Annotated in this window: 5 protein-coding genes and 1 tRNA gene; 1 reads left to right on the top strand and 5 read right to left on the bottom strand. The window is 59.7% G+C overall.

The window, feature by feature from the left end; translation table 11 throughout:
• Nucleotides 1-462, bottom strand: a complete 462-nt coding sequence (locus LOY68_RS29115; protein ID WP_265041271.1) for an Lrp/AsnC family transcriptional regulator — start codon at nucleotides 460-462, stop codon at nucleotides 1-3.
• Between the two features lie 182 nt (nucleotides 463-644).
• Between LOY68_RS29115 and LOY68_RS29110 the strand changes: the two genes are divergently transcribed.
• Nucleotides 645-2996 carry a glucose/quinate/shikimate family membrane-bound PQQ-dependent dehydrogenase gene (locus LOY68_RS29110; protein ID WP_265041270.1) on the top strand — a complete coding sequence of 784 codons (2352 nt, stop codon included), beginning with the start codon at nucleotides 645-647 and terminating at the stop codon, nucleotides 2994-2996.
• Nucleotides 2997-3051: 55 nt separating this feature from the next.
• On the opposite strand, the gene LOY68_RS29105 is transcribed toward LOY68_RS29110, so the two are convergent.
• The 4 genes from LOY68_RS29105 to dnaG all read right to left on the bottom strand — a co-directional run bounded on the left by LOY68_RS29105 (nucleotide 3052) and on the right by dnaG (nucleotide 10911).
• A tRNA-Ile gene (locus tag LOY68_RS29105) sits at nucleotides 3052-3128 on the bottom strand.
• A gap of 15 nt (nucleotides 3129-3143) precedes the next feature.
• Nucleotides 3144-6890: a bifunctional diguanylate cyclase/phosphodiesterase gene (locus tag LOY68_RS29100; RefSeq protein WP_265041269.1), complete on the bottom strand. Its 3747-nt coding sequence runs from the start codon at nucleotides 6888-6890 to the stop codon at nucleotides 3144-3146.
• Nucleotides 6891-7013: 123 nt separating this feature from the next.
• Nucleotides 7014-8864: an RNA polymerase sigma factor RpoD gene (gene rpoD / locus LOY68_RS29095; protein WP_123410550.1), complete on the bottom strand. Its 1851-nt coding sequence runs from the start codon at nucleotides 8862-8864 to the stop codon at nucleotides 7014-7016.
• A 67-nt stretch (nucleotides 8865-8931) separates the two neighbouring features.
• Nucleotides 8932-10911 carry a DNA primase gene (gene dnaG, locus LOY68_RS29090; protein ID WP_163911261.1) on the bottom strand — a complete coding sequence of 660 codons (1980 nt, stop codon included), beginning with the start codon at nucleotides 10909-10911 and terminating at the stop codon, nucleotides 8932-8934.
• Nucleotides 10912-11363: the final 452 nt, after the last annotated feature.

The raw sequence follows: 11363 nt of genomic DNA, 5'->3' as shown, positions 1-11363 counted from the left end.
CTAAACCGGCTGTCCCCGATCAATCTTGCTGCTCAGGATGATTGAAGTGGTGGTCTTCTCCACCCCATCCACGCTGCCGATCTGATCCAGCAACTGATCCAGCTGCTCCGGCGACTCGGTCCGCAACCACGCCACATAATCAAATTCGCCACTCACCGCACACAGCTGCTGAACCTGAGCCATCGCGCTAAGCCGGCGCAACACTTCCTTGCCGGAACGCGGTTGCACAGTGATCCCGACATACGCCTGCAAACCGCCATCCACCACGCGTTGCCCCAGGCGAACGCCATAACCGGTAATTACCTTGGCTTTTTCCAGCCGCGACAATCGCGAAGTTACTGTGGTGCGCGCGATACCCAGCTGCCGGGCGAGCATGGCTACGCTTTCGCGGGCGTTGATTTGCAAAGCCGCGATCAATTGGCGGTCGATTTCGTCGAGCACGGGTGGACGGGTGTCAGGCAAGGGGCTTCTCCAGCGGCATGCATCAATGGGCAGCATGTTACAGACACATCCCACACAGCGCTCGTGGCGCTTATTTGAGCCTGGTTTTGTACCGTTCAGAACATTTTGCCTGCGACAAATTGCCATAAGTAACTAGGTAGTACATCATTTCGCCCTTGTCACAAATGGGGAAAACTTCCGACATGAATAATTCTGGGGCTGCCGCCGGCAGCAAATGGTTGCTGTTGGGGCTGGGTGTCCTGATCGCGTTGATCGGGCTTGGCCTGGCGGGTGGCGGTGCTTACCTGGTGACGTTGGGCGGGAGTTGGTACTTCCTGCTGATGGGCCTGGCCATGCTGGTTTCCGGGCTGATGATTGCCCGGCGCAAGCCGCAAGGTGCGTGGCTGTATGGTCTGGCGCTGATCCTGACGGCGATCTGGGCGGTGTGGGACAGCGGTTTCGATTATTGGCCGCTGGTTTCGCGGGTGCTGACGTTCGCCGTGATCGGCCTGGTTATCGCGCTGATTTATCCGAAGCTGGTGCGCGCTTCCGGCGCCACGGCGGGGCGTGGCGCTTACGGTTTGGCCGGTATTCTGGGTGTCGGCGTAGTCGCTACGCTGGCCTACATGTTTGTGCCGACTCATGTGGTCAAGGCCAGCAGTGAACCTGCGGTAACGCCGGTCGCGCCGGGCACCGAGCAGAAGGACTGGGCTCACTGGGGCAATACCACCGCCGGCAATCGCTTCGCCGCGCTGGACCAGATCAACAAAGGCAACATCGACAAGTTGCAGGTGGCCTGGACCTTCCACACCGGCGATATCCCGCAAAGCACCGGCGCAGGCGCTGAAGACCAGAACACTCCGTTGCAAATCGGTGACACGGTCTACACCTGCACCGCCTACGGCAAAGTCTTCGCCCTGGACGCCGACACCGGCACCCAGCGCTGGAAGTTCGATCCCCAAGGCACCGCGCCGAACTGGCAACGCTGCCGTGGCCTGGGCTACTCCGAAACGCCTGTGTCTTCGGATAACCAGCCAGCCGCCTGTGCGAAACGTCTGTTTCTGCCGACCGGCGATGCGCGCCTGATCGCCATCAACGCCGAAACTGGCAAGCCCTGCGAAGACTTCGGTGACAAAGGCACCGTCGACCTGAAAACCGACATGGGCGAAGTCAAACCGGGTTACTACCAGCAAACCTCGACCCCGCTGGTCGCCGGCAATGTGGTGATCGTCGGCGGTCGCGTGGCCGATAACTATTCCACCGGCGAACCGCCAGGCGTGGTGCGTGCCTACGACGTGCGCAGCGGCGAGCTGGTGTGGGCGTGGGATCCGGGCAACCCGAACACCACCAAACGCCCGCCGGCTGGCGAAACTTACACCCGTGGTACGCCGAACGTCTGGTCGGCCATGTCCTACGACGCCAAGCTCGGTCTGGTCTACCTGCCAACCGGCAACGCCACCCCGGACTTCTTCGGCGGCCAACGCACGGCCTTCGATGACAAGTGGAACTCGTCCATCGTCGCCATTGACGTGAAGACCGGCCAGGTACGCTGGCACTTCCAGACCACCCACCACGACCTCTGGGACTTCGACTTGCCGGCGCAACCGCTGCTTTACGATGTGCCGGACGACAAGGGCGGCACCCAGCCAGCCTTGGCGCAGGTCACCAAACAGGGCGAGATCTTCCTGCTCAACCGCGAAACCGGCGTGCCGATAGCGCGGGTCGAAGAACGCCCGGTGCCGCAAGGCAACGTGCCCGGCGAACGCTACTCGCCGACCCAGCCGTTCTCGGTGGACATGCCGTCAATCGGCAACCAGACCCTGACCGAATCCGACATGTGGGGCGCCACGCCGTTCGACCAGTTGATGTGCCGCATCCAGTTCAAAGGCATGCGCCACGAAGGCGTCTACACGCCGCCGGGCCTTGATCGCGCGCTGCAATTCCCGGGCTCCCTGGGCGGCATGAACTGGGGCAGCGTCTCGGTCGATCCGAACACCAACTACATGTTCGTCAACGACATGCGCCTGGGCCTGGCCAACTACATGATCCCGCGCAACAAGATCGCCGCCGGGGCCAGCGGTATCGAAATGGGCGTCGTGCCACAGGAAGGCACACCGTTCGGCGCCATGCGCGAACGCTTCCTTTCAGCCGCCGGGATTCCGTGCCAAAAACCACCGTTCGGCACCATGTCCGCCATCGACCTCAAGACCCACAAGTTGATGTGGCAGGTTCCGGTCGGCACCGTGCAAGACACCGGGCCGCTGGGGATTCGCATGCATTTGCAGATCCCGATCGGCATGCCGACCCTGGGTGCTTCGCTGGCGACCCAGTCGGGGTTGCTGTTCTTCGCCGGAACGCAGGATTTCTACCTGCGTGCTTTCGATACGGGCAACGGTAATGAGATCTGGAAGTCGCGCTTGCCGGTGGGCAGTCAGTCGGGACCGATGACGTATGTCTCGCCGAAAACCGGTAAGCAGTACATTTTGCTCACGGTAGGCGGCGCACGACAGTCGTCGGATCGGGGGGACTATGTGATTGCGTATGCGTTGCCCTGAGTAAGGGGGGAATTGCAGATAACGAAAAGCCGCGCGATTGCGCGGCTTTTTTGTTTGGTGGGCCCACACGGACTTGAACCGTGGACCAAAGGATTATGAGTCCTCTGCTCTAACCAACTGAGCTATAGGCCCTCAGTAGGCCGCGGATTATAGCGACGGTTTCTCGGCTGTGCTATCCGAAAAATCCGATACGGCTATACGAAGAAACGTCGCGGCGAATTCCTCGGGCGGTAATGGGAGGCTGACGATGTAGCCCTGGATCTGTTCGCAGCCTTCGGTGGCGAGGAATTCTTGCTGGGCCTGGGTTTCGACGCCCTCGGCGATGATGGTGAATTGCATGCTGCGGCCGAGGGCGATGATGGCTCGCACAATGGCCGCGTCGTGGGGGTCGTCCGGCAGGCCGCGGACGAAAGACTGGTCGATTTTGAGGATGTCCAGCGGCAGGCGTTTGAGGTAGCTCAGGGATGAATAGCCGGTGCCGAAGTCATCGATCGCCAATTGCACGCCCAAGCGTTTTAGCTGGTGCAGCACGGCCAGCGCTTCTTCAGCCTGGCTCATGATGAAGTTTTCGGTAATTTCCAGTTGCAGAAAACCGGGCTTGAGACGGTTGTCCCTGAGCAGTTGTTCGATGCGACCGAGCAGGTTCGGTTGGCGCAGTTGCGCGCCGGCGAGGTTGACTGACAGCGGGCCGAGGCTTGTGTAGAGCTGATTCCATTCGAACATCTGCCGGCACGCGGTCTCGAGCACCCAGTCGCCGATCTGCAGGATCATGCCGTTTTCTTCGGCCAGGGGAATGAAGTGTTCCGGCGGGACATCGCCGAAAGTCGGGTGACGCCAGCGAATGAGCGCTTCGGCGCCGACCAGGCGATGATCGTCGAGGCTGATCTTCGGTTGGTAGAAAAGGTGCAGCTCGTTGCGCTCGATGGCGCGGCGCAGTTCGTGTTCCAGCGCCACGCGTTCGCTGGCCTGGGCGGTGAGGTCGCGGGTGTAGCTTTCGACCCGGTTGCGGCCCTTGGCCTTGGAGCGATACATCGCCGCGTCGGCGTTTTTGACCAGGGTTGCAACGTCGCAACCGTCCTTGGGGTACAGGCTGGAGCCGATGCTGGCGCTGATGAAAAACTCATGCTCGCCGGCCTGGAACGGTGCTGCAAAGCAATTGAGCAGTTTGGTGGCGATGTGGTCGGCATCGGTGGCTTGCTGCAGGCCGGGTAGCAGGATGATGAATTCATCGCCGCCCAGGCGCGCCACGGTGTCGATGTCCCGCAGTTGCTCTTTCAGGCGCACGGCGATGCCCTTGAGCAACAGATCGCCGACCGGGTGACCAAGGCTGTCATTGATGTGCTTGAAGCGGTCCAGGTCGAGGAACAGCACCGCGCCCTGGCCACCGTTTTCCTGCTGGTTGTTGAGTGCAGTCAGCAGACGGCTTTCGAACAGCGTGCGGTTCGGCAGGCCGGTGAGCGGATCGTGGTGGGCCTGGTAATCGAGCTTGGCCTGGGCGTGCTTGAGGCTGGAGATATCGGCGAACACGGCGACAAAGTGGGTGATGAACTTGTCGCGATTGCGCACGGCGCTGATGGTCAACCAGCTCGGATAGAGCTCACCGTTTTTGCGCCGGTTGGAGATCTCGCCTTGCCAGTGTCCTTCATCGGTCAATTGATGCCACATGGCCGCATAGAACGCGCTGTCATGTAGGCCCGAGGCGAGCAGGCGAGGGGTGTGGCCCAGAGCTTCGCTCTCGCTGTAACCGGTGATTTCGGTAAATGCGCGGTTGACCGCGCTGATGTGCTGTTGGGTGTCGGTGATCAATACGCCTTCTGCGGTGCTCTCGAACACGGTGGCGGCCTGCTGCAATTTTTCCTGCATCAAGTGCCGCTCGGTGATGTCCCGGGCGATGGTCAGCATGCAATCTTCTTCGCCAATCGGCAGCGGACGGCTCGACACCTCGCAGAGGCGGATTTGCCCGTCGTTGCGGCGAATGTGGCAGGTGAAGTCCCTTACGAAGCCGTCCCGGTGCAGCAAGTCGAGCATCTGTTTGCGTTCGTTCAGATTGACCCAGATGCCCAGGTCCAGCGCCGAGCGATCCACTGACATCGCGCTGTTGAAGCCCGTAATGCGGCTGAAGCCCTCGTTGACCTCCAGTAGCAGGCCATCGCTCTGCCGGGACAACAGCAAGCCGTCAGGCGATGCGTGGAAGGCCTTGGCGAACTTCTCCTCGGAAGTTTGCAGCTGTTGTTGGGTTTCCTTGAGCTGACTGATGTCGCGCACCACCACCACCAGCGCGGGCGTGGTGTCGAGATCGAAGGGCTCGGCGGAAATCAGGCCGGTAAACACCTGGCCGTTGTTGCGGCGAAAGGGCATTTCCAGATTGCGGATGCTGCCGGCCTGCAACCGCTGCAACAAACCTGGGCCGACCCCTGGAATTCCCCAGATATTCAGATCGGTGGCGGTCTGGCCGATGACGTCCACGGCTTTGAGCCCGATCTGTTCTTCAAACGCTTCGTTGACCTCCAGCAGGCAGCCATCGGAAAGCCGCGCAATCACCAGGATGTCCGGGCATTGCTGGAACACCGAGGCGAACTTCTGTTCCGACAGGCGCAGCGCCTCTTCGGTACGTTTGGCATCGCTGATGTCGATCATCAGCCCGCGCAGCACCGGCTCATGGCCGTGCTCGATCAGGCTGACGATATCGCGCACCCACAGGCAGCGGCCGTCGGCGGTGATGACCCGGTAATCGACGCTGTGATCGCGACCGGCCAGCACTTCGTGATCGCAAAAGGTCTGGGCGCGGGTCAGGTCGGCGGGGTGGATGATGTTGCGCCAGAAACCCGGGATCAGCCAATGGGACAGGGGATAGCCGAGCAGGTCCTCGGCGTGGGGCGACACGTAGCTGTAGGTGAAATCGCTGATCCGCGCTTCCCAGGCAATGGCCGAGAGACTCTCCACCAGCCCGCGATAGTGGTATTCGCTGCTGCGCAGTTCCTGTTCAAGATCGATCCTCCGGGCAATTTCCGAACTTAGTCGGCGGTTGATCCGGATGACCATTGCCAGAACGATCATCAGCAACAGCAGGCCCGGCAAGCCGTAAACCAGCAAGTCGGACCAGAAAGTCCGATGATCGAGGACGTTACCCACCCAATGCTCTTGGATGGTGCTGATCTCACTCGAACTCATGTCCGCCAGGACTTTGTCGATGATGCCGACGAGCATTTTGTTTTTCGGCGGCACCGCCATCGCCAATTGATAGCGATAGGGCGTCTCACCGCTGACATACAGCCCATCGAGCTTGAGTTGACGCAGACTCCAGACACTCGAAGCGAGATCACCGACCACGGCATCCACTTCATCGGTGGCCAATGCCTGCAATGCCGAGCTGACGTTTGGCATCGCCACCAGATTCAGGTCCGGGTGGTGGGTGCGCAGCAATTCATGAGGGGCGTAGTTTTCCACCACGGCGATTTTCAGGCCGTACAGGTCCTCGATTTTGCGCGGCTGGGCACCGCCGACATGGGCGAGGATGACTATCGGAAAATCCAGGTAGGGTCGGGTGAATGACAGGTAGGTCTGGCGTTCCGGCGTCGACATGATGCCCGGCAGCAAGTCCAGCTTGCCCTGTTTGACCTGTTCAAGGACCACCGTCCAGCTCACCGGCTCGATGGGCGTGAGCTTGATGTCCAGGCGTTGGCGGATCACGTTTATATAATCCGCAGCCAAGCCCTGATAACGGTTCTGCTCGTCGCGGAACTCGAAAGGTGGCCAAGACGCATCGACGCCCAGACGCAAGTCCGGGTGAGCCGCCAGCCAGCTACGTTCTTCGTCGGTGAGAGTCAGCGCGCCAGCCGTTGCGGTCCAGGTCATCAGCGACAGCAAAAAAAGCACGGTCGACAATCTGGGCATAACGGTCTCGTTATGGCTCGGGGGGAATGTTTCGAGTGTAGACGGGCAATTCGGCGGGGGGGTATTGCGGGGGATTTTATCTGCAAAAAGCAAAACCCCCGGCCTGGGCCGGGGGTTCTGTGATCACTCGTCGAGGAAGGAGCGCAAATGCTCGCTTCTCGTCGGGTGGCGCAGCTTGCGCAGCGCCTTGGCTTCGATCTGACGAATCCGTTCACGGGTCACGTCGAACTGCTTACCAACCTCTTCGAGGGTGTGGTCGGTATTCATGTCGATACCGAAGCGCATGCGCAGAACCTTGGCTTCACGGGCAGTGAGGCCGGAGAGAACTTCGCGAGTCGCTTCTTTAAGGCTCTCAACGGTAGCAACATCGATTGGCGACTGCATGGTCGAGTCTTCGATGAAGTCACCCAAATGGGAGTCTTCGTCATCACCGATCGGGGTTTCCATGGAGATCGGCTCTTTAGCGATCTTCAATACCTTGCGGATCTTGTCCTCAGGCATTTCCATGCGTTCGCCCAGCTCTTCCGGGGTCGGTTCGCGACCCATTTCCTGCAACATCTGCCGGGAAATACGGTTGAGCTTGTTGATCGTCTCGATCATGTGCACCGGAATACGGATGGTGCGGGCCTGGTCGGCGATCGAGCGAGTGATCGCCTGACGGATCCACCAGGTGGCATAAGTCGAGAATTTGTAGCCGCGGCGGTATTCGAACTTGTCCACCGCTTTCATCAAACCAATGTTGCCTTCCTGGATCAGATCGAGGAATTGCAGGCCACGGTTGGTGTACTTCTTGGCGATGGAGATCACCAGACGCAAGTTCGCTTCAACCATCTCTTTCTTCGCGCGGCGGGCCTTGGCCTCACCGATCGACATGCGACGGTTGATGTCCTTGATCTCGGCAATCGTCAAACCGGTTTCGGTTTGCAGCGCGATCAGCTTTTGCTGGCAACGAATGATGTCCGGTTGCAGGCGACCAATGGCTTCGGCGTATTTGCCTTTGCCTTTGGCCAGGCCGTCGGACCAGCTTTCGTCGACTTCATTGCCCGGGAACTGGCGCAGGAAGTCGGCACGCGGCATGCGCGCATCACGAACACAGAGCTGCATGATCGCGCGCTCTTGCTGACGCAGACGATCCAGGGCACTGCGAACACGCTCGACCAGGCCTTCGAATTGCTTCGGCACCAGTTTGATCGGCATGAACAGCTCAGCCAGCAGCACCAGTTCGGCAATTGCCGCCTTGTTGCCACGACCGTGCTTCTTCAGCGCCTTGCGGGTGATTTCCATCTGATCGGAGACAGCGCCAAAACGCTGTGCCGCGATGACCGGATCCGGACCGCTTTCGGCTTCTTCTTCGTCGTCGGTGCTGGCTTCAGCTTCGTCGTCGTCGGTGTCGTCATCCGCTTTCACGGCTTTCGGATCGACAGGCGGCGGCACTTCGGCTGCAGGCGGCGCAATACCGTCGTCCGGGTCGATATAACCGCTCAGGACGTCGGACAGGCGGCCACCTTCGGTGGTGACGCGAGTGTATTCGGACAGAATGTGGTCAACCGTGCCAGGGAAGTGCGCAATTGCGCCCATCACTTCACGGATGCCCTCTTCAATACGCTTGGCGATTTCAATTTCGCCTTCACGAGTGAGGAGCTCTACCGTACCCATTTCGCGCATGTACATGCGCACTGGGTCGGTGGTGCGACCAATGTCGGTCTCGACCGCTGCCAACGCTGCTGCTGCCTCTTCGGCCGCGGCTTCGTCGGTATCGGCGTCGGCCAGCATAAGGGAATCCTTATCTGGCGCAACCTCGAATACGTTGATCCCCATGTCGTTGATCATGCGGATGATGTCTTCCACCTGTTCCGGATCTGAAATATCCTCCGGCAGGTGGTCGTTGACCTCCGCGTAAGTCAGGTAACCCTGCTCACGACCAAGTGTGATCAACTCTTTGATACGAGACTGCTGTTGCGCTTTTCCGGACATAACACCCTATCCACTGAAGGTCTTGGCGGGCAAAAAACAAGCCGAGGATTATACCTGAGCTATGACCTCACGCGCCAGTTGAGGTCGGGGTTGATACAGCCATATTGCGTTTTAATAGGTCGCGCATCTGATTTGCGATCTGATTTGCTTCCTCCGCGGTCAGTCCTGGCTGCCTTGCTTTTCTGATTAGTTCTTCCAGGCTATCCGTGTGTTGAGAGGCGGATAACCTAGTAATGGTGTCTAAAAACTGTTGTTCAAGGTTGTCACCGTCAATCAGCCATTCCTTTTCCGCTAATGCCTTGAGCAAACGCCCCTGTTCGGTCCCGTGCCAACGGGCCATTAGCTGAATTGAGTTTAGCTTAGGATTTTTTTGCACCGCTCCGATCAGGGCCACCAGCAACTGAGCGTAAGTGTTGCTCTCATTGGCGAAGTGGTCGGCGGTTTCTACCTTGCCGGCCAGGTCCGGGTGATGGATGAGCGTGCGCAATGCGATCAGCGTTGGTGCTTCGACGGCAATCGGCGTGCGCGGGGCACTCGGTTGATCACGATCGCCGCCACGCTTGCCATTCTTGTCCCAGGGTTTCTTGTCCCATTTCTTGCCGCCGGCGCCGGGTTTCTTTGGCGTCCATTCCTGCTGCGGCGCGTACATGTCTTGCGCTTGAGGCTGATGGTAGTCGCTGTAGTCCGGCACGGCGTCGTAATCCATGCCCGGATCGTAGGCCGGCGGCGCGTCCTGAGGAGCGCTGTGCACCAGTTGACTGACAGCTTCGCCAGTCAGGCCGGTGATTTCGGTCAGTCGTTGACGCATTAGGATGCGCAGGTTGGCACCCGGCACTTTATCGATCAGCGGTGCTGCGAGGGTGGCCATATGGGCCTTGCCTTCAAGCGAGCGCGGGTCTGATTCGGCGGTCAGTTGCTCAAAGAAATAATCCGCCAGCGGTTGCGCGTGCTGATTGATCCGCGCACGGAAGGCATCTGTGCCTTCGGAACGGACCAGCGTATCCGGGTCTTCGCCCTCGGGCAGGAACAGGAAACGCGCGCGCCGCCCGTCTTGCAGGCACGGCAGCGCCGCTTCCAGTGCTCGCCATGCAGCGTTGCGGCCAGCCTGGTCGCCGTCGAAACAGAACAAAACGTTGGGCACGACGCGAAACAGTCGCTTCAAGTGCTCCTCGCTGGTCGCGGTGCCCAAGGTTGCGACGGCATTGCGCAGGCCTTGCTGGGCGAGGGCGATGACGTCCATGTAGCCTTCAACGACGATGATTTCGTCGAGGTTTCGGTTGTTCTTGCGTGCTTCATAGAGGCCGTAAAGCTCCTGGCCTTTATGGAATACCGGGGTTTCCGGTGAGTTCAGATATTTCGGTTTGTCGTCGCCCAGTACGCGGCCACCGAAGGCAATGATGCGCCCGCGGCTATCGCGAATCGGGAACATCACGCGATCGCGGAAGCGGTCATAGCGTTTGCCGGTTTCGGCGTTCTCGATCAGCAGGCCGGCATCGACCATGGCTTTCTGTTGCAGGGTGTCGCTGCTCAAGTGCTTGAACAGATTGTCCCAGCCGGGCGGGGCGAAGCCGAGGCCGAAGTCCCGGGCGATTTCGCCGGTCAGGCCGCGACCTTTCAAATAATCCACGGCGGCTTTGCGCGATGGGTGGCTTTTCAGCGCCTGCCGGTAAAAGTCGGCGGCGGCGGTGAGTAGCGGGTACAGCGGCGAATCGGTCGGCTGCCGCGGTTTGTGCGGGCGGCCGCTTTCTTCGCGGGGGATTTCCATGCCGGCGGCTTTGGCCAGTTCTTCGACGGCCTGGACGAAATCCAGGTTGTCGTGGTCCATCATGAAGCCGAGGGCGTTACCGCCAGCGCCGCAGCCGAAGCAGTAGTAGAACTGTTTGTCGGGGCTGACGCTGAAAGATGGGGTTTTCTCTTTGTGGAACGGGCAGCAGGCGGTGTAGTTCTTGCCGGCTTTTTTCATTTGCAGGCGCGAGCTGACCACATCGACGATGTCGGTGCGGTTCAGAAGGTCGTCAATGAAGCTCTGGGGAATTAGCCCGGCCATGGCGTTCTCGTCATCTGCGCTGAAACGGATCCAAAACGAACGGCGAACGAACGCGGGTCGTTGCTTGAGGCACACGTATATGTGGCTCGACCGGTGTCGTCTGCGTAATCGCTGTCGGGAAGTGTATCTGCCGAAAATCCACTGACGTTAGTACCATTCAGTATTCGACTATTTGAAAGTGTTGCGCTGAAAATCCGCTACGGCCAATCGATGGCCTCGGATAGCTCAATAAGCGGGCACGCAAGCAGGTGCCTTGGGCTGATCGTCGTAAGAGGAATCAGTGGGTGTGCTCGTCAGTAGCCTTGGAAGGCTCGTCAGAAAAGACGTGCACCGCTGGCAAAAGAGCCAGGTCTGACGCTGTGAAGCAGGTTTGTCCGAGTCGCATCTGCGGCGTAGACGGTGAAGCATCAAGCGTTTTACGCAAATGCCATAAGCCCGGCTGAGGGCCGGGC

Source organism: Pseudomonas sp. B21-053 (genome assembly GCF_026016365.1).
In the GTDB taxonomy this organism is placed as follows: domain Bacteria; phylum Pseudomonadota; class Gammaproteobacteria; order Pseudomonadales; family Pseudomonadaceae; genus Aquipseudomonas; species Aquipseudomonas nunensis.
The sequence above is the reverse complement of the archived record's forward strand: the minus strand, read 5'-3'. Positions and strand labels throughout refer to the sequence as shown.

What these genes read in the sequence shown, in the direction of transcription:
- dnaG (WP_163911261.1), bottom strand. Translation starts at nt 10,911, where the DNA reads ATGGCCGGGCTAATTCCCCAGAGCTTCATTGACGACCTTCTGAACCGC.
- rpoD (WP_123410550.1), bottom strand. Translation starts at nt 8,864, where the DNA reads ATGTCCGGAAAAGCGCAACAGCAGTCTCGTATCAAAGAGTTGATCACA.
- LOY68_RS29110 (WP_265041270.1), top strand. Translation starts at nt 645, where the DNA reads ATGAATAATTCTGGGGCTGCCGCCGGCAGCAAATGGTTGCTGTTGGGG.
- LOY68_RS29100 (WP_265041269.1), bottom strand. Translation starts at nt 6,890, where the DNA reads ATGCCCAGATTGTCGACCGTGCTTTTTTTGCTGTCGCTGATGACCTGG.